A 25,909-nucleotide genomic window follows, 5' to 3' on the forward strand; every position below is an offset into this window, starting at 1 on the left:
GAGAGTGTGTCGCGTCATGGAGGACCATTATGTCGAATGCACTCTCCGTCGATTTGCGGCGTCGGATACTGGAAGCGATTGACCAGGGTGTCAGTCAGTCTCAGGTGGCTCGCACGTATCGGGTCGACCGGAAAACAGTTTGGAGCCTAATTCACCATCGTCAGAAAACCGGATCTCTCGAACCGATCCGTGCTGGAGTGGGGCGAAAATCCAAAGTCGCCCATCGTCAAGCGGACATCAGGCAGGCCATTGCAGACAATTCCAGCCTGACGTTGCAGTCCCTGATTGATCAGTTAGGGTTGGCCATCTCTGTTTCAGCATTGAGTCGCACCTTGCGTCGTTGGGGAATCCGGCTCAAAAAAAGTTCTGCACGCCTCAGAACAGCAACGTCCTGACGTGAAAGAGAAGCGTCGCTGGTGGGGGATTCTGGTTCGCCCCAAGCCCCAGCAGAGGCTCATCTTTCTCGATGAAACCGGGGCCAACACGAAGATGGCCCGACTTTACGGTTGGGGGAACAAGTCGGAACGTGTCCGCAGTCAGGTGCCACATGGGCACTGGAAAACGATCACATTCATTGCCGCACTCCGCTGCACCGGCGTGACGGCCCCCATGGTGCTGGATGGCCCCATGAATCGGGAATCATTTCTGGCGTACATCCAGCAGTGTCTGGTTCCGACATTGAATCGCAAAGAGATTGTGGTGCTGGACAATCTCCCTTGTCACAAACAGCCAGAAGTCATTCAAGCCATTGAAGCGGTCGGGGCCAGCGTCTTTTATCTGCCGCCTTATTCACCGGATTTCAATCCGATTGAGAAAGCGTTCTCGAAGCTGAAAGCACTCCTCCGCAAATTCGCCGAACGGACCATTGAGAACCTCTGGAAGCGAATCGGAGCCCTCATCGAAACCTTCACTCCCAATGAATGCCGAAACTATTTCCTGAGTTGCGGATACAGGGGAAGTTAAAATGCAAATTGCTCTAGCCCGTTGTTGACCCGCATCAGTCGCGTCAGCGTTGATCTGGTTGACCATCCTGAGACGAAACGCGAGTGGTACAAAACGGATTCGTCGGATTGACCAGGGCTCGATTGATTTGCAGACAATGATATCTCACTTGCTGGGTGAATTTTCATTTCGATGTGAACGCGGCTTCCCTGTAACGTTCCGCAGCACTCATCATATTGATTGCTGCATTATTGCCCAATTCGTGATCCCGATTTCGTCTCGATTTCCTGAATGAAGCCATGTGTCACTCGTTGCGAAGAGCGCCAGTTCGGGATTGATGCCCTGCTGCAGAATCAGTGATTCAGCAAGATCAATTACCGGGATAAAGACATGGGAATCGACAGCTCTTCTCGTTAGAGTTCAGCTTTTGGGGTGGTTTGATCGCACCGTCGAAATCCAGTTTCGGGTTCTACGTGCGAACGACCGCTCCCATCGTGTGTCAACTTCAGGTCAACTCCCGACAGCAGGTTGTGGAATCTCTCGTGACGTCACCAGATTCAAGTTCACCAGAAAAACGAACTCCACTGTCACCTCCGATCCCGAAGCAGATCGGGCCTTACCAGATCGAAAAGATTCTGGGGGCCGGGGGAATGGGGACTGTTTATCTCGGGACTCATCAGGAAACCGGGAAGCAGGCCGCGGTCAAGATGATGCCGGCGTCGATGGCGCACGAAGAAGGATTCGTCGCCCGATTTGGTCGGGAGATTGCGGCGATGAAGCAGCTACAGTCACCGCATATTGTGGAGCTGTACGACAATGGAGAAGATCACGGCACGTACTACTATTCGATGGAGTATGTTGCCGGGGAAACGTTGACCGATCGGCTGCGTCGCGAGAAGCGAATCCCATGGCGTGAAGTGATTGAAATCGCTGTGCAAGTCTGTCGTGCACTCAAGTCTGCACACAACAGCGGGATCATTCATCGAGATTTGAAGCCTTCCAATCTGCTCTTGGGAACAGACGGGGTGGTGAAGCTGTCTGATTTCGGCATTGCTCAGGTGTTTGCGACGTCGAAGTTGACCGTCACCGGCGGGGTGCTGGGAACAGCAGAATACATGTCTCCAGAGCAGGCCCAAGGGCGTCGAGCGACCAGACAGAGCGACATCTATTCTCTCGGGGCGGTGATGTATGTGATGTTGACCGGTCGCCCTCCGTTCACTGGCAAGTCGTCGCTGGAAGTCATTCAGAAACACCGATTCAACCAGTTTGATAGTCCTCGACGTATCTTGCCGGACATTCCGGTCTGGCTGGATGAAGTCGTCTGCAAATGCCTTTCAAAACCTCCAGAGGATCGGTATCCGGATGCGAATGTGCTGATGTTGCGTCTGCAGGAGATTCCCAAAAAGCTGGAGATCAAAGAATTCGGTTCCGTCGGCGGTGCCATTGATAGCGAGTCCGTGACCAAGGCCGGTGAGACAGCGGTCTCGGACGCTGGCTACGTGAGCGGCACATTGGCACGGGATCTGTTTCGGATGCAGGCGGAAGCCGACGCTCAGCCACGCGGAATTGGACGCTGGCTGGATAACATCTGGGTTCTGATCGGGTTGCTCCTGTTGATCGTCACTGGGACCACACTGTTGCTGTGGAAGCGTGAGAAATCTCCTGAAGAAATGTTCCGTCAGGCTCAGGCGATTCTGGAAAAGCCAGAGGGCCCGGAATGGGACGAGGCTCGTGAGAGGTTACTGGTTCCGTTGTTGGATCGGGATTTCGAGAAGTGGGAGACTCAGGTTTCCCCTTTAATGGCGAAAGTCGAGGCCTACGATCTGAAGCGTCAATTATTGGGGCGCCAGAAGCGGGAGCCGTTACCTAGGTCAGAACCGGAAGCCATTCTGCGACAGGTGTTACAGCTCCAGAAGCTGGGACAATATTCCGCAGCAGAGCAGAAACTGGAGTCGCTGGGAATTCTGCTGGTCGGCAACGACGAGTTCAAAGCATTTCAGGTGGCAATTGTCCAATTGCAGAAAGATCTGAAAGCCCAGGAAGTCGCCTCACGGCTGGAATATGTCCGCAAAGCGATGGGACGGGCCGGAAAATTCCAAAAGGATGGGAAAACCGGAGAGGCACAGGCGATTTGGCGCAGCGTGATTGCTCTGTATGATGCCGACTCAAATGCAAGCGAGCTGGTTGCAGAAGCACGTGCCGCGCTGGCTGCCAGCGGGAGTATTGAACCCTCCCCAGGTTCGCCTCCAACAACGACAGAGAAAGACTGAAATGGATCTCCGAAACTATATTCGTGACGTCCCGAACTTCCCTAAGCCGGGAATCATGTTTCGTGACATCACCACGTTGATTGCCAAGCCATCTGCGTTTCGCGAATCCATTGAACGGCTCGCCGAGAATTACCGGAATAAGGGGATTACCTCAATTGCGGCGGCGGAAGCACGCGGGTTCATCTTTGCCGCGCCGTTGGCTCTGGCCCTGGATGCTCGATTTGTTCCAGTCAGAAAGCCAGGGAAGCTCCCGTTTGAGAAGCAGTCCTTCAGCTATGACCTTGAGTACGGCAGCGACACGCTTGAGATTCACACCGACGCCTTCGAGAAGGGGGATCGGGTTCTGCTGGTCGACGATCTGCTCGCGACTGGGGGAACGATGAACGCCTGTGCTCAGTTGGTTCAGCATGCCGGAGCAGAGGTCGTCAGCTGTGCGTTTGTGGTTGAACTCGCCTTTCTGAATGGACGAGCAAAACTGGCACCACATGATGTGTTCAGCCTTGTCAGTTACGATAGCGAATAGTGTGAATTTCCCCGGCCAGTATGCATTGGCCGAGTTGTGATCGCAGTGGTGTGCATTCAGGAATGCCGCCACTGTCTGTCCCCTGAGTGAGCAAGACTGGTCTAGTAAAAATGGAGCTGACGGAACGCGATATCATTTGCGAAGATGGGCCGGTCATCGCCGTCAATAAGCTTCATGGGGTCATTGCTCAAGGTGCTCCTCATGGTGTCGATAGCCTTGTGGATCAGGTGAAGCGGTATCTTTCCCGTAAATACAACAAACCCGGGAAAGTCTATCTGGGAATTCCCCATCGAATCGACCGGCCGGTTTCCGGGGTGGTCGTCTTCTCGCGGAACTCGAAGTGTGCGGCACGCCTGTCTGAACAGTTTGCAAATCGTCAGGTCGAAAAGTTCTACTGCGCTGTGCTTGAGCGTCCCCCAGAACCACGGGAAGGTGAGCTGGTTGACTGGATCTATCGCATTCCGGACCAGTCTCGGGTTGAAATCTCCTCCGAATCAAACCGGGATGCGAAACTCTCGAATTTGACTTACCGCACGCTGGCGACTCACAAGGGGAAAGCGCTCGTTGAGATTAAGCTCGGAACCGGGCGAATGCATCAGATTCGTATTCAGTTCGGGAGCCGTGGCTGCCCAATTGTTGGTGATGAACAATACGGGAGTCGAACGCAATTTCCTGGCTTCGGACACGCATCTCGAACGGATGCCCCGATTGCTCTTCATGCTCGTCAGCTGACGATCCTGCACCCGATTCGATACGAGCCACTTCCGATCCTCGCCCCGATCCCTGAGCTGTGGAAGTGCTTCGGTTTTGACCTGAAGTCAATTCCTGCGCCAGGCGAGTCTCTTTAAGCCGAGACCGACCAGTAGAGATCCTTCGTTGGTACATTGTTGCGATACTGTGAGATCACTCTGAAACGTGATCCTAATGTGGCTCGTGATATCTTCGCTGTTTAGTTCATTAGGAGAATTCATAGATGTCTTCTCGGAGCGAATAACGTTGTCTCAATGTGATGTTCATTATGCTGAACTGACAATGTATCAACGTCAGCTGTCTTAAGAGTGGATGTGAAAACCTGAGTACTTGTCGATAATTTATATTGACGCAGTTCTGATGGTTTATATGATCGGGTCTGCATTAGTGTCTCTGTCGGGCTTCTGATTCATTTCAGGGCAGAAAGCACGTTTCATCTGAATGCAGCTATCTGTCTGGTCGGTATATGTGTGTGCCTGGAGATCTTCCTGTCGTGCACTGCGATCTTGTCTTATTCGCCAATCTTATCGTGCTCGTTTCGTCTCACGTCTCATTTAAGCGTCCTCATCGTACTCTGTACGTGCTCAATTGCTCCTTTTACTTAAGAGGACTGTTGTTATGCAGCGGCTTCGGCGTTCGTTTTTGTTATGCGGGCTTGTGATCCTACTGTGTGCAGGCTGCAGTCGAGCACCTGAAGGAGTCGAACGAAAAGTCGTCACAGGGACTGTGATATTCGATGGGAAACCGCTTGAGTACGGAACGATCTCATTCTTCCCTGCGACGCCGGGAGGGAAGGAAACTGCAACGAGTGCAACAGTCACCAACGGGTCTTACCGCCTGCCGACAGAGAACGGCTTGGCCCCCGGAAGTTATAAAGTCTCGATAACAGCACCAAAGAATCGACCTGCAGATTTGCCCTCTGATCCTGATGCGGCAATGAAAGCAGCGGCGACAGCTGCACCAGCAATTGAGTTAATTCCTGCTCAATATAATACAAAGACAAACCTGACTTGTACTGTTGAGCAATCTGGTGAGACAAAGGCTGACTTTGAGCTGAAAGCATCGAAGAGTTAGTTCAGGATGTTTCAGAAGAGGTTTCTTTTTCACAACAGTGGGCTTTTCTGGTTGTTGTTGTGATGGTTTCGCTCCTTTTCACTGTTCTTATCTAAATCGCATTCACTCGCACGCAGACGTTTAATAAAGATCCGTTGCGTCTCTTGCTTTCTCCTGAAGTGCCTTTTTGCAACTCATATGAGGTGGGGATGAATTGCTTGATCATTCAGCAATTCATGGGATCGCGGTCTGCGCATTTTGATCGTTTGTGTATTAGATCTGGAATTATTCGCTCTTTAAATGACGTAAGGGTGTTGATCATGACTGTCTTGAAGAAGCGTGGGTTTACATTGATCGAACTTCTGGTGGTGATTGCCATCATTGCCATTCTGATTGCGTTGCTTTTGCCGGCCGTTCAGCAGGCGAGAGAAGCAGCCAGACGGTCGCAGTGCAAGAACAATATGAAGCAATTGGGGCTGGCAATTCATAACTACGTCGATACGTTTGGGTTGCTGCCCATTGGGTCGATGGGAGGGACAGGGGCAGGACATCCTGAGAATGGCGGTTCGACGAGTGGATATGTGTGGGTTCGATATCTCCTCCCATACATCGAATTCACATCACTGACAAACAGATGGGATGAGACGAAATCTTACTACACTGCTCCGAATCTGGATTTGATTCGAACGACGATTCCAATGCTGCTGTGTCCAAGTGAAACGAAGTTTAAGGCATGGAATCAGGTGTACAATTACAACTACGCCGTCAACTATGGGAACACGACTGTCGGGGCAACGACACCGTTCAATGGCATCATCTGGCAGCCGGGAACGTTTCGCCATTCAAGTGGGACAACAGGGTATGCGTACTCGCTGGCAGACATTCATGATGGAACTTCGAATACATTACTGATGTCGGAAGTTCGTTCTGGCCAAGTAGCGGATGACCTGAGAGGGTTAATCTGGTATGTCCCGCACACCGGATTTACTGCTCATTACACTCCGAATTCACAGTCCCCAGATGCGATGGGAAGCTGGTGTAATGCGAATGTCGAAGCGAATGCCCTCATTCAGAGAATGCCTTGCGCAAGCACAGGGAGCACCATTTTCAGCTCACGAAGTCGGCACACCGGGGGAGTGCATTCACTCCTTGCTGATGGCGCTGTCCGATTTGTCTCGGACAATATCGAAGTGACTACCTGGCGAAATCTGAGCACTCGGGCAGGAAGCGAAGTCATCGGAGAATACTAAGCCAGGTCAATCTCTCATCTGGCGGCGCAGCAGTTTTTATTGATAGGCGAAAGACTGAATTCCGCGTGCCAGAGAGCCTGCGTGATGCTGGAGATGCTCTCGTGATTCAGAAAATTCCCTATCCAGCACCGCTTCGGATGTTCATCTTAATAGCACCAACTTTGGGCAACTGAATCTTAGAGTCGTTGTCCCATTATCGTTGATGATATTTGGCCCGCAGTGATAAATCACCGAAAGCGGTTAGGACTTTAAAAAGTCCAGTGCTGGATCAGCGGGAATTTCTCTATCATAGTAGACGTAATTCCTGCGGAAATAGGACAGGGATTTCTCGCGTTTTTATGATTTTTTGGAGATTCGTCAGAATTGGGGGAGATTGCGAATGAGCTGAAAGCTGATTTAGCGATCTATCATTTTTGTGCTGACGAGGCTTGGTGCAAAGAAGTTATTTAGAGGATGACAGCACTTTCAGTAGTGCCGGGATAAGTCGCTCGAATGCCCGGGCGCGATGGCTGAGATATTTCTTCACAATCGGGTCGAGTTCACCGAATGTTTTGTGAAACTCGCGGATTGTGAAATAGGGGTCGTATCCGAAACCGTTATCACCGTGGGGAGTCTGATTGATTCGTCCCCGACAGGTCGCCTCAACGTTGAGGCGAATGACGCCGTCTGGGTCAGAAACGGCAACGTGGCAGAGATATCCGGCTCCGCGTTTCTCATCCGGAACTGATGCAAGTTCGGCAATGAGTTTTGCATTGTTCGAATCATCGGTGGCATGCTCGCCACTGAAGCGAGCGGAATAGATTCCCGGAGCTCCATTCAGTGCGTCGACCATTAGTCCACTGTCTTCGCCAATGGCCCAATGCTTGAGAGCCAATGCCGTCTGCGAGGCTTTCTTCTCGGCATTTTCGCGGAAGGTGTTTCCGTCTTCGACAACGTCCTGAGCTTCAGGAAATTCCGCGACCGAGAGCAACGGGATTCCATACGGAGCCAGCAGATCGCGAATTTCTCCGCTTTTCTTTTTGTTGCGGCTGGCGAGTACGACTGTTGGGAGTGAATTATTCATGGAGAGATGCCGGGCGAATGAAGTGACAGTGCGGAGACGGCTGAGTCCAGACTCGATTGCATGCTTATGCAACTGGTGGAGGGAGAGCGTCTGCTGGAATGATTTTGAATGTGGTTGTGAGTTCGACGGGAAGTTCGTCAATCGAAATTGATCGCGTTGGCGCTTCGATCTGAGGCCCTGTTAGTTCGATCGCTCGTACTTCTTCTGAGACAGGCCAGATTTCGACGATGATACTTGTTGAGAATGTGAAGTCAGATTCGATGCCTGCCTCAAGTCGGCGATGATGATATTCGTCGATGGCATCGCTGAAAATCTCTCCGGTGAGATAGAGGGCGTCTGTTGCTGTCTTTAGCAGGTAGGCAGGTGTCTGGTTTGGGTGACCAGTGACAATCCATGCAGCGAGAATCTGCGGAACACGGATCAATTGATAGACACCTGCATCGGCGTCTTGTTTCAGCAGTTCAGATTGCGTGGATCTCGCTCGATCATTGCGGTTGTGGATCACCATCAGAATCAGGATGAGCAGAGCAAGAATCCCACCAACAATGACGATTCGTCCTCGCAGTGGATTGAGGCCGAGGAAAAGATTGTCCCAGATACCGAGGCCCAGAATTGCGAGTGCGAACAAGACCCAGGTTTGTCTCAGGAAAATGCTTGATTCCCCTTGCGACTCAAGGCGGTTTGCCTGATTCAGCAGTTTGATTCGTTCTGTCTGGCGGCATTTTTGAGTGCTGATTTCAATCACGACGGCACTCTGCAAAAGATGACTGAATCGTTTCCCAACCTGACTCGAATCTGCCTGTCACAGGGGGATGTGAATGCATGTTACCCGGATCGACTTATCGAGTCATCTGGTGAATCTGCTTCTGAATTCCGTTCCATAACAGAATACGCATCTCAATTGCGCGCTGACCAGCCGCAAGAGACTGGGTTTTCGCCTGTTCATCCTTCTGCGAAAGAATAGCGACCATCTTGTGAGCTAACGGCCCGTGCGTATCGCCGTCGAGTTCGACGTGCCGTCGCAGGTAGTATCGAAATCGTTCGCTGTCGAGATTCTGCTTTGCCAACGGGGCCAGAAGTCGGGTGAACATCTCGGGGATAATGTCTTCACGTCCATAACAAAATGCAGCGGCGACTTCTCCCGTCGTCCCGTGTTCTGCCAGTTCCAGATTGAACCGGACGAACGCTTTGGTTTCGTCGTTAATCGGGAGACTGTCCAAGACTGTCTCAATGGAAATTTGCGATTGCAGACCATTCAGAAGGCTGCGGATCGGTTGAGTATCGGCTCCAATCTGGTCCATTGCAGCGAGATAGAGATCGAAATGGCTGCTGTATCCGCCCTGTCCATCGATGTCGGACTCTTCAGCGACGACAATATCATTGATGAAACGCGCCAGGTCAGGGTGTGTCGGAGGCATCCAAGGAAGTTGCGTTCCGCAGAATTCACGCTGCAGGCGTTTCAGCAAAGACATGAAGTCCCAGACTGCAAAAACGTGTTCCCGCATAAAAGAACGCAAACGTTCCAGCGAATTGACTTCTTCGTAGATCGGGTGAGCCATTAACTCGGCAATTGCCGGTTCCAGATCGGTTGTGGCTGGCTTGGAAGTGTCCAGTAACTGCGATGAGGTGTCTGGCAGGGAACTCATAGGGCGTGGCAATTCCGAAAAGGTGTCGGAGGTCGGGCGGGAGTCTGACATCAAAACTGTTTCGGGCCCATTTCGATCAATCCACCAGATCATAGAGGATCAATTCGGGAGAGTACGAGATGGCGATTGAGCTGTTACCGAAGATGGGAACATTGACCGATCGAAATTGGAATCTTTGAGAATGCGGTTCGAGGCGCCTGCGGAAGAGACCTTGCTTCGATTGGCATCAGTCGGCGGACCTCTGATGTCGATGGAGGTTACGGCAATTTCTGCAGTCTTGCGGGAAGGGTGTCGGAGCTCTGGCTGACGAAGAACCTGATGCCAGAACAGGATCGGTTTCCTGCGGGGGGCTCTGAGCGGCTTCCGGTTGCTGCCATAAGTGTTGATTGTTTGCAGTCAGTTTCCGGGAAACCCATCGGAAATGTTTTCTGTGTTGGCCGCGAACCTGGCTGGAACCTCCTCGCTCTGGTCCTTCATTCATCACATATGCTGAATGTTCCAGAAATCCTGAGCAACACAATCTCGTCGTCAGCTTGAATAGTCGATAAAATCCCCCGAGAGCACGCGCGGTGAATAACGCGTACTGCCCGCCCGGTTTCCATATCTTGGTGCTTGAATGCGTAACGAATCAGAAGTTCCGTTTGCCGACAATCCGTTTCTTATTCCCGTTGCAGATCGTATGAAGCGGTTGCCGCCATACCTGTTCGGGAAAATCAACAAGCTGAAATACCAGAAGCGAGTGGCGGGAATCGACGTCATCGATCTGGGGATGGGGAATCCTACGGACCCACCTTCTCAGCTGATTCAGGACAAGCTGGCGGAAGCGTTGAAGGACCCGAAGAACCACCGGTACTCTGTCGCGAACGGGATCGGCAATCTTCGCCGGGAAGTCGCCAAGCGATACGAAACCCGGTACGGCGCGAAGCTGAATCACGAAGATGAAGTGATCGCCTGTATTGGTTCGAAAGAAGGTTTCAGTCACATGTGTCTGTCCCTGATGGGGCCCGGCGACACTGCGATTGTGCCATCACCGACATTTCCGATCCATATGTACTCGGTGGTCCTTGCGTCCGGAAACGTGATTGCTTTGGATGTTCGCGACCCGAACGAGTTTCTGCGGAACGTGGCGTACACTTGCGAGCATCTGTACCCGAAGCCGAAGGTTGTGATTGTCAACTTCCCGCACAATCCGTCTTCGACCGTCGTTGGCCCTGACTTCTATGTTGAGCTTGTGAAGCTCGCAAAGATGTATGGGTTCCTCGTCATTAGCGACTTCGCTTATGCGGACATCTGCTATGATGGCTACAAAGCTCCAAGCTTCCTGGCGACACCGGGAGCGCTGGACGTGGGAGTTGAATTGACCACGATGAGCAAGAGCTACAGCATGGCCGGCTGGCGTGTCGGCTTCTGCTGCGGGAACCGGGAAATGGTTCGTGCTCTTGCGACGATCAAAGGTTACTACGACTACGGAATCTTCCAGGCGATTCAGATTGCTGCCATCGTTGCGATGCGGCATTGCGATGATGCCATTGATGAACTCTGTGTTGAATATCAGACCCGACGAGATACGTTGTGTGATGGTCTCACACGGCTGGGGTGGGAAATTGAAAAGCCGAAAGCCGGGATGTTTGTCTGGGCGAAGATCCCGGAACCATGGGCGAAGATGGGCTCGATCGATTTCTCAATGAAACTGCTGGACGAAGGCGGCGTTGCTGTCAGTCCAGGTCGTGGTTTCGGCGAAGATGGCGAAGGCTATCTGCGACTCGCGATCGTCGAGAACAGCCAGCGGTTGCGTCAGGCTGTTCGAGAGATCGGACACTGCACTCGAGTTGAAACGGCAAAAGCCTGATCCGTCAGACTTGCACGTTAAGACCGCATTTTGATGAAGACGTTTCAGCTCTGCTTTCTCCGTGACTGATTAATGGTTGCGAGTGAAGAAGCAGTTTGAGACTTTGACAACCGAATTTGAACTTTGTTTCAGTCGCGAGCGTTTCTGCTTGCGGCTGAAATATTTATTTATTTAAGAGCGACAATGGACGATCGACAACTTGAGAATCTGAGAAACCCACCTGCTGAGCGACTGGCGATCAATGCCTGTGCAGAGGTTTCTGCAGAGCGAATTCTCTGCCGAACAGTCGGTCGCGCCCAAACGGCAGCATTCCTCGCGGAAAACCTGCCTGACGCTCATGTGGGCTGTCACTTCATCGACGTCTATCCTGCTGACGACGCCCGCCAACTGACTTCAGAATTTTCCAACCTGGAAATCTATTGTTCACCGGATTTGCCAGAAGGCGAAATCGATGTCTTCGTGATGCCGGTTGCACGTGGTGGCGAAGCGGAACTGACTCGCGAGATCTTGCAGCAGGGATACGATCGGCTGAAGATCGGTGGAACTCTGATTGCTACGAGTGACAATAAAAAAGATGTCTGGTTGCACCACGAGATTGAGAAGCTCGGCAAGAATATTGACCGCACACCAAAACGCCACGGTGTCACTTACCGGATGAAGAAGCTGAAGCCGCAGAAGAAACTGCGTGACTTCACTGCGGAATTCGTCTTCCGTGACGGTGAGAATCTTGTGCAGGCGGTGAGTCGTCCAGGCGTGTTCTCTCATCGTCGACTGGACGTGGGTGCACGTGCGTTGCTTGAAGTAATGCAGATCAATCCAGGCGATCATGTTCTTGACATCGGTTGCGGATCAGGAACCGTTGGGCTGGCCGCTGCCTTGCGCGCTCCCGATGTGCATGTTCACGCCATCGACTCGAATGCACGTGCAGTGCAGTGTGCTCATGCCGGAGCACATCTGAATGGCATCACAACGATGACCACAGGCCTCACTGCTGATGGTGAATTGCACGATGGAGAGAATGATCTCCGTGGCACGTTTGATGTCGCAGTTGCGAATCCCCCGTACTTCTCTCACTTCCAGATTGCAGAAATTTTTCTGCAGGCAGCGAAGCGTGGACTGAAGCCGGGCGGACGTCTTTATATGGTGACCAAGCATCCAGACTGGGCCGAAGCACGTATCGATCAGCTGTTCGATAATGTCGAGTCGCAGGACGTTCGTGGCTATATCGTGATCTCAGCAACTCAGAAATAATGCAGCTAAAATAAAACAACTCACCGAAGCAGTGAGAACCGCTCAGGCGAGTTTGTTGAACCAGATCGATAAAGTTGGTGTATGAATCTTGAAGAGAGTTCGTAGTAGTGCGGGCTCTCTTTTATTTTGCATACTGCAATACGACTTCGAGTGGATAATGGTCGGAAGGAACACGGCCGTCTCGTGAAACGCGGTTGATCACGGCGTCGACAACCTTGAACTGTGATGTCGCACCGATCCAGTCAATTCGTGATCCCTTCACGACATCAGCTTTGAAACCATTGAACGTCGCTTCGGTTTCCGTTTGGATTGGGTGCTTGGCTCGATAGGTGTCGACGATCGTTTTCTTGCCGTCGGTCTCGGAGAAGAGGTTCTTGTATGGCTGGCTTCCTTCACCTGCGTTGAAGTCACCAGTGAGGATGACTGGCACCTGCCCGAGTGCTGCAATTCGATTGCGAACTAATGTGGCGGACTCTGCTCGGGCGACTTGGCCGCGATGATCAAAGTGAGTGTTCACGAAGTAGAGTTCCGGGTTCCCTGGTGCTTTCTTATCTTTCAGTTTGATCCATGTGACCATACGCTGAAGTGAACTGTCCCAGCTCTTGCTGCCAACTGTTTCCGGGGTTTCACTCAGCCAGTAGTGGCCGACATCCAGCAACTCGAAGCGATCTTTTCGATAGTACACTGCCATCGATTCGCCTTCCTTCTTGCCGTCAACGCGGCCGATTCCTTCAGAGCCGTACCCTTCCAGTTGCTTGTCGAGGTATTCCTTTTGAAACAACATTGTTTCTTGCGTTCCCAGGAGGTCTGGCTGAAACTTGTTAATGGTTTCAACGAGGAACTCTTTGCGGCGATCCCAGTTGTTCTCGCCGTCATTGGCTGAACCGAAGCGGATGTTGAAACTCATCACTTTGAGACTGGGTGAAGCATCTTCAGCATGGATATCACCTGTTCCCAGGAAAGTGACCATCGCAAGGAGTGCTGGAATCAGTGAGCAACGAAACATCTTCAGCTCCCATTTCTTATGATATGGAGAATTTGGACGTGGCTTCAGTACTTGTTCTTCAGGAAGTCACTCTGAAACTTGCTGGACGTATTTTGAAGCCCAGCAGGATTGAACCAGGCAATGAGTGACAACCGTTCTTCGCGACAATACCGCGACAAGTTGCTAAGCTGAAGTCGGGAGTCAGGCAATTCACAGGAAATTCATCATGAGACGACAGTTATTTTTACTGCTGGCTATTTCCCCTTGTCTGGTTTTTCATTGCATGATGAGCGGGATTGTGCATGCCGATGAAAAGAAGATTTCCTTTCAGGAACAGGTGATTGATCCGCAGATTGGTAAAGTCTGCTATGCCTTGGTTGTTGCGGACGTGAATGGTGACGGGAAGCAGGATGTTGTGACCGTCAGTGAAAACAGCGTCTACTGGCACGAAAACCCAACATGGCAACGGCGTGTCATCATCTCCAATCAGACGGTTCCTGATAACGTCTGCATTGCGGCTCACGATATTGATGGAGATGGTCAGGTCGATTTCGTTGTCGGTGCTGGATGGACTGGGAAAAATACCGGCACCATTCAATGGGTGAAACGAAAATCCTCGCTGGATCAGACATGGTCCGTCTTCTCGATTGGCGCCGAACCGTCCTTGCATCGCCTGCGTTTCGCTGATGTGCTTGGGACAGGAAAAGCACAGTTGGTGATCTCACCTTTGAATGCAACAAAAGGGCAGGGAGTTCGCGTCATTGCATTTGAGATTCCAGCTCATCCGGAGAAAGACCGATGGCCCGAGACGGTGTTGAATCAGTCGCTTAACAGGATGCACAATCACTGGCACCACGACCTTGATGGTGATGGAGCGACTGACACTGTGACTGCGAGTCGAGAAGGAGTCACGCTGCTGAAGAGGAACAAAGGAGAGTTCACCGCCACACGATTGGGCACAGGAGCCTCTTCTCCAGACGTGAATCTGAGTGGCGCCGGAGAGATTCGGGTCGGAAAGCTTGCTGACGGACGGCAGTTCATTACCACTGTTGAGCCAATGCACGGAACAATGTTGTCCGTCTATTCTCCATCAGCAGAGAAGACCGGCGAGTGGCAACGGTTGGTGATCGACGAAGGGTTTCGCCGAGGCCATGCCCTTGCTGTTGCTGACATGGATCTGGATGGGCGCGACGATATCGTGTTCGGGCACAGCGACACTCCCGGTGCTTTTGGGGTGACAGTTTATCGCAGCCTCGACGCCGCCGGGCAGAAGTGGGAGAAGAATGTCGTTGATGCTGGCGGGATGGCAACAGAAGATCTCGCTGTCAGCGATCTGGATGGCGATGGCCGCCCTGACATTATCGCCGGCGGACGTTCGACCAGAAATGTGAAGATCTACTGGAACCGGAAACCATAATCCGGTCTGCTTTTGGGTGAGCTGTTTGCTGAGCTGATCGCAGTATTCGCTGAATTCGAGTTCGGTACGCAATAATACCTGTTTGAACAACGGTCGTCTTGACGTGGTTTGTTTTGACGGGTATTTTTGACCCATCAGCCGCTCTTGACCGGTTACTGCCCTGATGTTGTCTTGCTCGAACAAGAAAAAATACGAGGGCATCTGACAGAAAGTCTTCTCGGAATGCCTGCGGTGACAAGTAAAACTCGACATTTCGATTCACCACAGCAAGAGGCCTACCTCAACCTGTGGAAGACCTACGACAAGCTGAAAGAGATCGAAGACGATGTGTTTGCCGAATACGATCTCTCGGCTCAGCAATACAACGCATTACGCGTGTTGAGGTCAGTCGCGCCTGAGTCCATGAGCACCTCTGCACTCGGCGGAATGCTGGTGACACGCGCTCCAGACATGACTCGGCTTCTGGATAAGCTCGAACGTCGCGGCTTTGTTCAACGGGAACGTCGCGAAGAAAATCGTCGCATTGTGCTAGTGGCAATCACATCTCAGGGGCAGGACTTATTGAAGAAGCTCGCTGAACCGGTGAAGAAATGTCACGAGACGCAACTGGGACATCTCAGTGAAAAAGAACTGAAACATCTCACTCAACTTCTTGCCAAGGCGCGAGGAGAGTCGACATAGCCACGTTTCTATACACGTGTCGAATCCTGTTGTGTAGACGGCTTGGATGAATCCCCCCCCAGGATGATCACCTGGGGAAGTTCGCTTGAATCCTTTAACGATAGCTTGGAAGACTCATGTCGATCGTAAAAGAAGCAGACGTCATCGTGATTGGCGGAGGTCCCGCCGGAGCGACAGTTTCAACGTTGATCGCTCAACAAGGGCGAAGTGTTGTGCTGTTTGAGCGAGAACACTTTCCCCGATTTCATATTGGGGAATCGCTGATCCCTGAGACATATTGGGTGCTTGAACGCTTGAAGATGCTTCCCAAGATGCGTGCAAGTCACTTCGTCGAGAAGTACAGCGTTCAGTTCGTCAGTGCCAATGGAAGAACATCAGCTCCATTCGACTTCTGGGACAATAAACCGCACGAGTGCTCCCAAACCTGGCAGGTGCGTCGCAGCGAATTCGACAAAATGATGCTCGATAATGCTGCCGAGCAGGGAGTGCAGGTTCACGAAGGGGTTCGTGTTCTCGATATCCTGTTCGAAGGGGACCGTGCTGTCGGGGTACGGGTCAAAACCGAGTCAGGTGATGAGCACGAAGTTCGTGCCAAGGTTGTTGTGGATGCGAGCGGACAAAGCTCCATGATCATCAACAAGTTCAAGTTGAAGATCTCGGATCCGGATCTGAATAAGGGAGCGATCTGGACCTATTTCAAAGGGGCTGATCGCACGGAGGGACGCAACGGTGGAGCGACTCTGGTGTTACAAACCGCCGAGAAGAAAGGCTGGTTCTGGTACATCCCGTTGCATGACAACATTACCAGCGTGGGAGTGGTTGCCGACTTTGACTATCTCTTCAAAAACCGAGGCGCTGATCACGAGAAGACGTATTGGGAAGAAGTCGAACGCTGCCCGGGCGTGAAGGAACGAATTCAGAACGCGGAAGTCTGCGATCGCTTCCGCGCGACCAAAGAGTACACATACAAGTCGAAGCAGCTCGCCGGAGACGGATGGGTTCTCGTTGGCGATGCGTTCGGATTCCTCGATCCGCTGTATTCTTCCGGTGTCTTGCTCGCGTTGAAGTCTGGTCAGCTTGCTGCAGACGCAATCTGTGAAGGACTGGAAAAGAACGATACCTCGAAGGAGCAACTCGGAGTCTGGGGGCCGGATTTCATTGATGGGATGAACCGCATGCGACGCCTTGTGATCGAGTATTATGAAGGGCTTAGCTTCGGACGGTTTATTCGTCGATTCCCTCATCATCAGGGAGACGTGACCGACCTGTTGATCGGAGATCTGTTCGCACCGGAGCGTGAGAACGTCTTGAGATCAATCGATCAGTTCCATGAGGAGCAAGGGGCGAAAGTCCTTGAGCGATAGGCCACAATTGAGTGAAGTATTTGAGGGACGCACTGATGCATTCAGTGCGTCCCTTTTTCGTTGGGGCCACTGAAGTACGCTTGAGTCGCCTTGCTGAAACGGATGAAGAGGGGAGCGACCCCGCTCAGATGAACGCACTCTTCGCACTCAATCGACTCTCAAAATGAAGCGAGCACAATGTCGGAAAGTTCCTGACATTGTGCTCGTTGTTCTTCATGTTCAATTGTTGTGCGAATCGCGGAATTCACGCAACAGTTGAAAGACTCGATTGCAGACTATGCAGTGCGTGGGTTGACCTTGTTCGGATCAATTCCCAGCTCATTGAGGACTTCGGGCAACTTGTTGCGGTCGAAGTCTCCAGACTGAGAGAGTGCTTCCAGTGTGGCATAAACGGTGCACTCAGAATCGATTTCGAAGTGGCGACGCAGGACTGGTCGAGTATCGCTTCGCCCGAACCCGTCGGTTCCCAGAACGGTGAATGAACCTGGGACCCATTGACGAATCTGGTCTGGCACCAGACGGACGTTGTCGCTGGCTGCGATGAACGGACCGTTGACGCCTTCCAGCACGCTCATCAGGTGAGACTTGCGTGGAGTTTCGGTCGGGTGCAGCAGGTTCCAGCGTGATGCTTCCATCGAAGAACGGCAAAGTTCGCTGTAGCTTGTGATGCTCCAGACGTCGCAACCGATGTCGTACTTCTCCTTCAGCATCTGCTGTGCCTTCAACACACCATTCAGAATGGTGCCTGAACCGAACAGCTGTGGGCGTTCCTTCTGGTTCGCTCCGCTTTCGGTGCTGCGGAACTTGTACATCCCTTTGAGAATGCCTTCGACGATATGCTCGCCTTCTGGCATTGCCGGCATGTCATAGTTCTCGTTGTAGACCGAGAGGTAATAGAGGATCTCTTCGCCCTCTTTGTACATCCGACGCAGACCGTCCTGAATGATGACAGCTAGCTCGAATGCGTAAGCAGGATCGTAAGCCACCAGAGACGGGACAGTTGTCGCGATCAGCTGGCTGTGGCCATCTTCGTGCTGGAGACCTTCGCCGTTCAGCGTTGTTCGTCCTGAAGTTCCTCCGACGAGGAAGCCCTTGGCGCGGCTGTCGGCTGCCAACCAGATGAGATCGCCAACACGCTGGAACCCGAACATCGAATAATAGATGTAGAACGGGATCATGTTCATGTTCAGGTTGCTGTAGGCAGTTCCTGCAGCAACGAACGAGCTCATGGCTCCCGCTTCATTGATCCCTTCTTCAAGGATCTGGCCGTCTTTGGCTTCCTTGTAGTACATCAGACTGCCGTTGATACGGTCGACTGGCTCGTACAACTGGCCTTGGCTGTTATAGATCCCGAACGTGCTGAACATCGACTCCATCCCGAACGTACGTGCTTCGTCCGGAATGATTGGCACGATACGGTCTGCGAGCACTTTGTGTCGCATCAGCCCCTGAATGATTGCTCCGAATGCCTGGGTCGTGCTGACTTCCCCTTTGCCTTCGGTCCCTTTCAGCTGTCGGGCGAATGACTTGTCCTCCAGATCTGGAGTATCGAGCCGTTCGGTTGTTGGTTTACGGGAAGGAACGTGTCCCCCGAGCTGTTCGCGACGAGCATGGAGATAAACCGCTTCTTCGCTGTCCGGTGCCGGACGGAAGAATGGAATCTTCTCGGCTTCAGCTTCACTCAACGGAATGTTGAACCGTTTGCGGAAGTACTGAAGTTCTTCCTGATTCATCTTCTTGTTGTTGTGAGCGATGTTTCGCCCTTCGCCAGCTTCTCCGAGCCCGTAACCTTTGATGGTCTTCGCGAGAATGACGGTCGGAGCGCCGGTGTGCTCGGTCGCCGCTTTGTAAGCAGCGTAAACTTTCTCTGGATCGTGTCCACCGCGACGCAGTTTCTCAAGCTGTTCATCGCTCAGCTGATCAACCAGTTCCAGCAGTTCCGGGTCGCTACCGAAGAAGTGTTCTCGAATATACGAGCCACCTTCGACGACGTATTTCTGGAACTGACCGTCGACGATTTCGCCCATGCGTTTGATGAGCTTGCCGTTGAAGTCACGGGAGAGCAGGGCGTCCCATTCGCTTCCCCAGACGACCTTGATGCAGTTCCAGCCGGCACCGCGGAAGGCGCCTTCGAGTTCCTGCATGATCTTACCGTTTCCACGGACAGGACCATCGAGTCGTTGCAGGTTGCAGTTCACAACCCAGGTCAGATTGTCCAGATGCTCACGGGAAGCAAGTGTGATTGCGCCCAGTGATTCTGGTTCGTCGATTTCGCCGTCCCCGAGGAATGCCCAGACGCGGGATTTCGAGGTGTCGAGAAGTCCGCGATTCTGCATGTATCGCAGGAATCGAGCGTGGTAGATCGAGCAGATCGGGCCCAGACCCATCGATACGGTCGGGAACTGCCAGAAGTCTTCCATCAACCATGGGTGAGGATAAGACGACAGGCCCTGTCCGCGAACAGTTTCTTGGCGGAAGTGTTCCAGATGGCTTTCATCGAGTCGCCCTTCAAGGAAGGCGCGAGCGTACATCCCGGGAGACGCGTGCCCCTGGAAGTACACCATATCTCCAGGGTGATCTGCGGTGCGACCATGGAAGAAGTGGTTATAGGCCACTTCGTACAGTGTTGCTGCTGAAGCAAAGGTCGAGATGTGCCCCCCGACTGCTCCGGCTTTGTCTGTCTTCTTGTTGGCTCGCACGACCATCGCCATGGCATTCCAGCGAATGATCGACTTGATCCGGTTTTCGATGCTGTGATTGCCTGGGTAGCGAGGCTGTGACGAAACCGGAATCGTGTTGACGTACGGGGTTGTCGCCATGAACGGCATCATGACGCCGCGATGGTAGGCCCGTTCACGAAGACGGACGAGCAATTGCTGAGTTCGCTCTGGTCCATAGCGATGGAGAACGTCTTCTAGCGAGTCGTACCATTCTTCCAGTTCAATGGGATCGATGCTTTCCCGAAGCCCCTCGACTGCGGTCTTCGCAAGTTTGTCCATCTTGTTGACGACTTCATCAGTGGCCATATTGACGTTCTCTGCAACTGGAAATTTCAGGAGCTGCCCGTGAGAGCACTTAACGATATGTTCGGAAACTTAATGTTCGATTGAATGCGGCCTGAGATCAGGTGACTCAGGGGCCACAATTGGGGTCAGTCATTCAGAAAAGTAATTCAGTCTCTGCTGTGTCTGGCCCTGAAAGCCTGCGATATGTCCGTAAGCAATAAAGCTCGCGGAACTGGTAGCTCAAGCCCAAAGCGATCATCTTAGCAGGCTGGGCGATGTTCTGAACCCCACTTGGCATGGAAGTCTTTATTCCCGGCAGTGATCGCCGGTCTGGTTCAGATTTCAAAATGTAAAGAAAGCTTCATGCAACAAATTCCTCAATGGGCTCACAGGACTCTCTGAGTTCGATTTCACGTGTTCACCCGACGCGGGAGTGAAGACATTTCTTCTTCTGGAATCAATAATGTATTTCAGTTGATGGCTGCAAGTTGTTTTGAATTATTGTTTTGCGGTATGGCTATTTTCAGGGAGCTGAGATTCTGCTGTTGAACCTGCTGGCGTTTGCAGTGGAAATTTGTCACTCTCATATCGGACTTTTTCGATAGTTGAGTCGGGAGCTTTGCCTGTGTTTCGACATCTGCTTATTTGTTGCTTTTGTCTTTCATCAGCGGTCGCTCAGGCCGAAAATTTTCCTGAGATTTACAATTCTGGGGAAGATGCCAAGGCGGTGGCGACACCGGCTGCTGAAACGATTAAGAAACTCACGCTTCCCGACGGGTTTGTCGCCACGCTTTCTGCAGCAGAGCCGGCTGTTCAAAACCCCATCGCCGTGACATGGGATGGCCGCGGGCGACTCTGGGTCGCTGAGAATTACACATACGGAGACAACCAGCTTCGCTTTGATCTGGGGCTCCGAGACCGCGTCATTATTCTGGAAGATGCCGACGGGGACGGGGTGTTTGAAACGCGGAAAGTGTTTATCGACACCTTGCAGATGCTGACAAGTATCGAAGTCGGTCGTGGCGGTGTCTGGCTGATGTGCCCGGCAAAAGTCCTTTTCATTCCCGATCGTGATGGCGATGACATCCCGGATGGTCCGGCTCAAGTGGTTCTGGATGGGTTCACCGTCGGAACGGATAGTGTCCACAACTTTGCAAATGGACTCCGTTGGGGACCCGATGGTTGGCTCTATGGTCGTTGCGGGGGAACTTGCCCGGGAATGATCGGTGTTCCGGGAACTCCTGATGAAGCCCGAGTCCCGCTCTGGGGAGGCATGTGGCGATACCATCCAGTGACCAAAGCCTGCGAAACACTTGTGACCGGGACGACGAATCCCTGGGGACACGACTGGAATTCGTTAGGTGAACTCTTCTTCATTAACACTGTGAATGGGCACTTCTGGCACACGATTCCCGGGGGACATTATGATCGCCACACCGGACTCGATCCGAATCCCCGATCGTACAAATTGATCGACCATCACGCTGATCACTGGCACTTCGACACCGGGAAGCCTTGGCAGGCGTCTCGTGATGGAGCTGCTAACGATCTCGGGGGCGGACATGCGCACACCGGGGGCATGGTTTACCTCGGCGATAATTGGCCGAAAGAGCATCGCGACCGGTTCTACATGATCAATATGCATGGCCGTCGGTTGAACACAGAGCATCTCGAACGCGAAGGGGGAGGCTATGTTGCTCGCCACGGAAAAGATCTGGTTTTGAGCAGTGATACCTGGTTCCGGCCAATCGAAGTGACGTATGGTCCGGATGGCGGTGTCTACATCGTCGACTGGAGCGATACAGGCGAATGCCATGAGCACAACGGAGTTCATCGCACCAGCGGTCGTATCTATAAGATCACGTACGGAAAGCCAAAGTTTCCCGGCAAGTTCAACCTTGCTGACAAGTCCAATCATGAACTGGTCGAACTGCACCTTCATGAGAACGAATGGTTTACGCGACAGGCTCGGGTGGTGCTGGCTGGTCGAATGGATCAAGGAAAAGATCTGGGTGACGCTCGAGCAGAATTGCTGAAACTTGTTCAAAAGAGCAAAGACCGAGTGATTCGCTTTCGAGCGTTATTGTCGCTTTATGTGGTCAATGGATGCTCAGAGTCATTCCTCACGCAGCTGTTGAATGATCAGGATGAAGCGATCCGGACCTGGAGCATTCGTCTTCTGACTGATAAATGGCTGCTCGATGGCCCGAATGGTCCGATTCCTCAGCCGGAAGTGTTGGCCAGAACGATTCGTGATCAGGCCAAAGCACTGCTTCCCCGATTGGTTAAAGTGGCTCAGGACGACAAGTCGGCGCTGGTTCGACTTGCTCTTGCGTCCACACTACAGCGATTACCTGTCTCTGATCGTCCAGCCTTGGCTTTGCCGCTGGTTCAGCATGCAGAAGACGCAAATGACCATAATCTTCCTCTGATGATCTGGTACGGCCTGATTCCAGTGGGGGATTCCGACCCGGCGGCTTTGGTGAAGGTTGCAGAGAAGTGCAAGTTGCCGCTGACTCTCAATCTGATCACGCGGCGGTTGACGGAAGATGTCGAACGCAATCCGGCTCCGTTGGATCAGTTGCTTGCCATTGCGGCGGGAAAAAATCAGACAGTTGAGTTCCAGAATGCTGTCGTTGCCGGAATGACAGATGCCTTGCGCGGCTGGCGTAAGGCAAAGGCTCCGGCGAGCTGGGCTGGATTGTTCGCCGCGATTACGGCGAGCCAAAACCCTGATCGCATTACGCCTGCACGTGAATTGAGCGTTGTGTTTGGCGACGGACGCGCTTTGGACGAAGTGAAGAAGATTGTGCTGGATGAGAAGGCGACCATGGACGCCCGAAAATCGGCACTACAAACGTTAATCGACAACAAGCCTGATGATTTGCGTCAGATCTGCGAGCAGACAATTCGAATCCGCAACCTGAATGTCGTTGCGGCTCAGGGGCTCGCGTTGTTTGATGATCCCAAGATCGGAGAACACCTCGCCAAGGCGTATGCCTCCTTTGTTGCACCAGATCGACCGCAGATTATTTCCATCCTCGCTTCACGCCCTTCTTTCGCTCTTCCGCTTCTGAAGACGATTGAAGCCGGCGGCATTCCTCGCAGTGCGCTGACATCGTTTCATGTTCGACAGTTGCATAGTCTTGAGAATCCAGAGATCAGCAAGCTCACAGTCGAAGTCTGGGGAGAACTGCGTGACTCACCAGAGGACAAGAAAAATCTGATTGCGGAACTGAAACAAAAATTGACTGATGATGCCCTCGCCAAAGGGGACCTCGCTCAAGGACGAGTTCTGTTCAATGCAACGTGTTCTAAATGTCACAGGTTGTATGGAGAAGGCACACTCGTTGGCCCGGACATTACCGGTTCAAACCGATCTGACCTTCACTACCTTCTGGAAAACGTCATCGACCCCAGTGCAGTGGTGAACAAAGACTTCCGGATGACAATTCTCGTGATGGAAGACGGCCGTGTTTTGAATGGCGTCATCACCGGTCAGACCGAACGGACAATCACATTGCAGGCGCTGACCGAAAAGTTGACGATCAACAAAGACGAAATTGAGACCATGAAGCCAACGTCGCTCTCTCCAATGCCGGAAGGGTTGTTACAACCGCTGAATGAAACTCAGATTCGTGACCTGATTGCGTACCTGAAGCACTCCAGTCAGGTTCAGCTTCCAGGAAACGCCGAGGCTGCTGCAGGCAGTAAATAGCTGGCCCGAAATCGCTGGGCGTGGCCAGTGCAACTTGATCTCGAACTGAAGTCGTGTTCTCAAAAATTCGGGAACACGACTTCTTTGATTAAGTCAGTTGAACGAGCGGTTTCGCGAACGGTGATGCATCCCGGGCGACTTCATGTGACGTGATGTCTTGTTGTGCTACGCACACATTTGACACAACGAGGGGGGGAGGTGAACAATAGCGTCAATTCAAGAATTGTGCGTTCACTGATGACATGGTCTTTAGACACAGTCAGTCGCGGATCTCGATCGATCATTTTCGATTCTGATTCATGCTCTCGGCGACCTCACGTCCTGTCTATATTCAATCAAACGGATACTTACGATGCGGTTTACGTCTGCCTTCCTTGCTCTGCTGTTCACATTATGGACGGATGTTGATGTAACGGCACAGGAGAACCCGCTGGCGTATTTTCGAAAAGATGTCGGCGTTGTGATTCGACTGCGTGAGCCGGATCAGACTTTCGAGAAGGTTGCCAAAGTCGTTGAAAAGGTGCAGCCGGGAGTCGGTGCAGTCGTTCATGAACAGCAGGATGCCGTGCTGGGACAACTGATCTCGAACCCAGGCATGGCCGGCGTCGATTCATCTCGTGACTGGTACGTTGCGGTTTACGCTGAGAAGGGAGCCGATCCCAAAATCGTCTTCGCAATTCCTGCGATTCGCGCTGAAGAGATGGTCGCCGTGCTCGCTGGATCGATGCAGACTCAGGTGCAGCGGAATTGGGTGCTGTATACGAACGACGAAACATTGCCGGTAGTCGTTGAAGGGGAGACCTTCGCGTCACTTCTGACTGATGAAAACCAGAACAAGCTGCCATCTGGCGATCTCGCCGTTTACGTCAACGTCAAGCACCTGTCGACGGTCTATGCCGAGCAGGTGGAACTGATGCAGGAGAAGGTCCTCGAAAGCCTGGGGACTCTTCGTTTCATGGAACCGGAGGGGGGCGTTGATTTTGAAGCAATTGCCCAACTCTACGGAACTCTTGCCGAGGCATTCTTCAAAGGAGTGAAAGACGCTGAATCCGTTTCGCTCTCGATCGCACTGTCAGACACTGAAATTGCCTTGGATCAATTTGTGGAGTTCACTCCCGACTCTGGAGCAGCCAAGTTTCTCGCAGATAACCAGCAGGATTCATTGGAAAACCTGGCTCGACTGCCTTCAAACTGGCCGCTTTATTACGGTGTCAGTGGACAGATGAAAACTCTGATGCAATACGGAGTCAGCGCGTCTCAGGCGATGTTGAAACTAGGGGACGAAAAACGGATCGCTGCTCAGGAGCTTTCCAAAGACATCGAATCACTTAATTTCGGTGGAGTGGTCACAGCTTTTGATGTCGTCGATTCCTCCGCTGAAATCATGCGAGGAGTCACGCTAACGACAGTGACTCCGGTTGAGAAGATGCAGGAATTTACTCGTAAATCACAGGAGAAGATTGGGTCATTCTCAACTGATGCTGTGAAGCAGGTGACGACCATTCAAACCGACGCTGAAGAATACGGAAATCGCAAAGGAGACATCTTCACCGTCAAGCAGGTTTACGCCAATGCCGACGAGGCCGGTAAGGTCTCCAGCAAAGTTCAGGATCTGATGTTCGGTCCGGACGGCATGGTCTCTCGCTCAGTCTATCTCGACAATCAAGTCGTCTCCACAATTGGTGGCGGGCGACAGCTGATGAATGGAATGTTGTCCTCCATCGAGAATCAGAAGTCGAACAAGATCGAAAAGTACCGCACAGGGCTGATGCCAAAGGCGAATTTTGTGATGCTGATGGATGTTGCAGGGCTTGCTGGTCGCGCGTTGAAGGTCTCTTCAAAATTTGAAGAGTCTCCGTTGATGATCAACCCTGCGGCCATTGATAACCTGAATCTGAGGTCGTCCTATCTTGGATTCGCCGTCGGTTCAGAAGGCAGCACATTGAAGGCTCAGACCCGACTTCCAATCGACCAGATCACAGGGCTAACCAAACTCGGAGTACTGGTCGGATCCAGTGTGCGACCAGGCCTGTAATTTCAGCATTGTTGAATTGTTGAAGTTGAGTGTCGGATTTCAGATTGCCGTGTTGCCTGATTTACAGAGGGCAACACGGCATTTCTGTTGACAGGGAGATGATTCCC

At 52.3% G+C, this 25,909-nt stretch carries 18 protein-coding genes; 13 read left to right on the top strand and 5 right to left on the bottom strand.

What is annotated here, in order from left to right; all coding sequences use genetic code 11:
- Positions 1-29: 29 nt before the first annotated feature.
- The 6 genes from SH527x_RS15855 to SH527x_RS15880 all read left to right on the top strand — a co-directional run bounded on the left by SH527x_RS15855 (position 30) and on the right by SH527x_RS15880 (position 6,788).
- A protein-coding gene (locus SH527x_RS15855; RefSeq protein WP_437191016.1) for an IS630 family transposase occupies positions 30-963 on the top strand; the annotation gives its coding sequence in 2 pieces (ribosomal slippage) (positions 30-368 and positions 370-963; 933 coding nt in all).
- Positions 964-1,484: 521 nt separating this feature from the next.
- Complete coding sequence (locus SH527x_RS15860; protein ID WP_437191656.1) at positions 1,485-3,212, top strand: serine/threonine protein kinase; 1,728 nt, start codon at positions 1,485-1,487, stop codon at positions 3,210-3,212.
- A 1-nt stretch (position 3,213) separates the two neighbouring features.
- Positions 3,214-3,735, top strand: coding sequence for an adenine phosphoribosyltransferase (locus SH527x_RS15865; RefSeq protein ID WP_437191657.1), 522 nt, complete (start codon positions 3,214-3,216; stop codon positions 3,733-3,735).
- A gap of 110 nt (positions 3,736-3,845) precedes the next feature.
- Positions 3,846-4,583 carry an RluA family pseudouridine synthase gene (locus tag SH527x_RS15870; RefSeq protein ID WP_437191658.1) on the top strand — a complete coding sequence of 246 codons (738 nt, stop codon included), beginning with the start codon at positions 3,846-3,848 and terminating at the stop codon, positions 4,581-4,583.
- Between the two features lie 520 nt (positions 4,584-5,103).
- Positions 5,104-5,559, top strand: coding sequence for a carboxypeptidase-like regulatory domain-containing protein (locus SH527x_RS15875; RefSeq protein ID WP_437191659.1), 456 nt, complete (start codon positions 5,104-5,106; stop codon positions 5,557-5,559).
- A gap of 299 nt (positions 5,560-5,858) precedes the next feature.
- The gene (locus SH527x_RS15880; protein ID WP_437191660.1) at positions 5,859-6,788 is read left to right on the top strand and encodes a DUF1559 domain-containing protein; all 930 of its coding nucleotides are present in this window, start codon (positions 5,859-5,861) and stop codon (positions 6,786-6,788) included.
- A gap of 442 nt (positions 6,789-7,230) precedes the next feature.
- Here the strand turns inward: SH527x_RS15880 and rdgB are convergent, their stop codons facing one another.
- From rdgB to SH527x_RS15895, 3 genes are all read right to left on the bottom strand, one after another.
- A complete protein-coding gene (rdgB, locus tag SH527x_RS15885) occupies positions 7,231-7,851 on the bottom strand; it encodes an RdgB/HAM1 family non-canonical purine NTP pyrophosphatase (protein ID WP_437191661.1) in 621 nt (206 codons plus the stop codon).
- A gap of 64 nt (positions 7,852-7,915) precedes the next feature.
- The gene (locus tag SH527x_RS15890; protein WP_437191662.1) at positions 7,916-8,596 is read right to left on the bottom strand and encodes a hypothetical protein; all 681 of its coding nucleotides are present in this window, start codon (positions 8,594-8,596) and stop codon (positions 7,916-7,918) included.
- Positions 8,597-8,690: 94 nt separating this feature from the next.
- Positions 8,691-9,497, bottom strand: a complete 807-nt coding sequence (locus SH527x_RS15895) for a DUF3050 domain-containing protein (RefSeq protein WP_437191663.1) — start codon at positions 9,495-9,497, stop codon at positions 8,691-8,693.
- Positions 9,498-10,113: 616 nt separating this feature from the next.
- On the opposite strand from SH527x_RS15895, the gene SH527x_RS15900 reads away from it, so the two are divergent.
- Together SH527x_RS15900 and SH527x_RS15905 are read left to right on the top strand one after the other, a co-directional pair.
- The gene (locus tag SH527x_RS15900; RefSeq protein WP_437191664.1) at positions 10,114-11,346 is read left to right on the top strand and encodes an aminotransferase class I/II-fold pyridoxal phosphate-dependent enzyme; all 1,233 of its coding nucleotides are present in this window, start codon (positions 10,114-10,116) and stop codon (positions 11,344-11,346) included.
- A 183-nt stretch (positions 11,347-11,529) separates the two neighbouring features.
- Positions 11,530-12,597 (top strand): class I SAM-dependent methyltransferase, encoded by a 1,068-nt coding sequence (locus SH527x_RS15905; RefSeq protein WP_437191665.1) that lies wholly within the window; start codon positions 11,530-11,532, stop codon positions 12,595-12,597.
- A 121-nt stretch (positions 12,598-12,718) separates the two neighbouring features.
- On the opposite strand, the gene SH527x_RS15910 is transcribed toward SH527x_RS15905, so the two are convergent.
- Positions 12,719-13,603 carry an endonuclease/exonuclease/phosphatase family protein gene (locus SH527x_RS15910; protein ID WP_437191666.1) on the bottom strand — a complete coding sequence of 295 codons (885 nt, stop codon included), beginning with the start codon at positions 13,601-13,603 and terminating at the stop codon, positions 12,719-12,721.
- Between the two features lie 205 nt (positions 13,604-13,808).
- Between SH527x_RS15910 and SH527x_RS15915 the strand changes: the two genes are divergently transcribed.
- The 3 genes from SH527x_RS15915 (at position 13,809) to SH527x_RS15925 (ending at position 17,044) form a co-directional block, all read left to right on the top strand.
- Positions 13,809-14,999, top strand: coding sequence for an FG-GAP repeat domain-containing protein (locus SH527x_RS15915; protein ID WP_437191667.1), 1,191 nt, complete (start codon positions 13,809-13,811; stop codon positions 14,997-14,999).
- 222 nt (positions 15,000-15,221) lie between these two features.
- On the top strand, positions 15,222-15,680 hold the full coding sequence (locus SH527x_RS15920) for a MarR family winged helix-turn-helix transcriptional regulator (protein WP_437191668.1): 459 nt from the start codon (positions 15,222-15,224) through the stop codon (positions 15,678-15,680).
- A 116-nt stretch (positions 15,681-15,796) separates the two neighbouring features.
- Positions 15,797-17,044, top strand: a complete 1,248-nt coding sequence (locus tag SH527x_RS15925; protein ID WP_437191669.1) for an NAD(P)/FAD-dependent oxidoreductase — start codon at positions 15,797-15,799, stop codon at positions 17,042-17,044.
- A gap of 275 nt (positions 17,045-17,319) precedes the next feature.
- Here the strand turns inward: SH527x_RS15925 and aceE are convergent, their stop codons facing one another.
- Positions 17,320-20,043: a pyruvate dehydrogenase (acetyl-transferring), homodimeric type gene (aceE, locus tag SH527x_RS15930; protein ID WP_437194640.1), complete on the bottom strand. Its 2,724-nt coding sequence runs from the start codon at positions 20,041-20,043 to the stop codon at positions 17,320-17,322.
- Positions 20,044-20,776: 733 nt separating this feature from the next.
- On the opposite strand from aceE, the gene SH527x_RS15935 reads away from it, so the two are divergent.
- Together SH527x_RS15935 and SH527x_RS15940 are read left to right on the top strand one after the other, a co-directional pair.
- Positions 20,777-23,767 (top strand): PVC-type heme-binding CxxCH protein, encoded by a 2,991-nt coding sequence (locus tag SH527x_RS15935; protein WP_437191670.1) that lies wholly within the window; start codon positions 20,777-20,779, stop codon positions 23,765-23,767.
- Positions 23,768-24,119: 352 nt separating this feature from the next.
- Entirely contained in the window at positions 24,120-25,802 is a 1,683-nt protein-coding gene (locus SH527x_RS15940; protein WP_437191671.1) for a hypothetical protein, read from the top strand.
- Positions 25,803-25,909: the final 107 nt, after the last annotated feature.

Origin of the sequence: Planctomicrobium limosum (assembly GCF_051465645.1) — a bacterium.
Lineage (GTDB): Bacteria > Planctomycetota > Planctomycetia > Planctomycetales > Planctomycetaceae > Planctomicrobium.

Excerpts from the sequence above, each read along its gene's own strand:
- SH527x_RS15870 (WP_437191658.1), top strand. The coding sequence starts at position 3,846 with ATGGAGCTGACGGAACGCGATATCATTTGCGAAGATGGGCCGGTCATC.
- aceE (WP_437194640.1), bottom strand. The coding sequence starts at position 20,043 with ATGGACAAACTTGCGAAGACCGCAGTCGAGGGGCTTCGGGAAAGCATC.
- SH527x_RS15910 (WP_437191666.1), bottom strand. The coding sequence starts at position 13,603 with ATGTTTCGTTGCTCACTGATTCCAGCACTCCTTGCGATGGTCACTTTC.
- SH527x_RS15900 (WP_437191664.1), top strand. The coding sequence starts at position 10,114 with ATGCGTAACGAATCAGAAGTTCCGTTTGCCGACAATCCGTTTCTTATT.
- SH527x_RS15920 (WP_437191668.1), top strand. The coding sequence starts at position 15,222 with ATGCCTGCGGTGACAAGTAAAACTCGACATTTCGATTCACCACAGCAA.
- rdgB (WP_437191661.1), bottom strand. The coding sequence starts at position 7,851 with ATGAATAATTCACTCCCAACAGTCGTACTCGCCAGCCGCAACAAAAAG.
- SH527x_RS15875 (WP_437191659.1), top strand. The coding sequence starts at position 5,104 with ATGCAGCGGCTTCGGCGTTCGTTTTTGTTATGCGGGCTTGTGATCCTA.
- SH527x_RS15880 (WP_437191660.1), top strand. The coding sequence starts at position 5,859 with ATGACTGTCTTGAAGAAGCGTGGGTTTACATTGATCGAACTTCTGGTG.
- SH527x_RS15865 (WP_437191657.1), top strand. The coding sequence starts at position 3,214 with ATGGATCTCCGAAACTATATTCGTGACGTCCCGAACTTCCCTAAGCCG.
- SH527x_RS15905 (WP_437191665.1), top strand. The coding sequence starts at position 11,530 with ATGGACGATCGACAACTTGAGAATCTGAGAAACCCACCTGCTGAGCGA.
- SH527x_RS15925 (WP_437191669.1), top strand. The coding sequence starts at position 15,797 with ATGTCGATCGTAAAAGAAGCAGACGTCATCGTGATTGGCGGAGGTCCC.
- SH527x_RS15915 (WP_437191667.1), top strand. The coding sequence starts at position 13,809 with ATGAGACGACAGTTATTTTTACTGCTGGCTATTTCCCCTTGTCTGGTT.
- SH527x_RS15895 (WP_437191663.1), bottom strand. The coding sequence starts at position 9,497 with ATGAGTTCCCTGCCAGACACCTCATCGCAGTTACTGGACACTTCCAAG.
- SH527x_RS15940 (WP_437191671.1), top strand. The coding sequence starts at position 24,120 with ATGCGGTTTACGTCTGCCTTCCTTGCTCTGCTGTTCACATTATGGACG.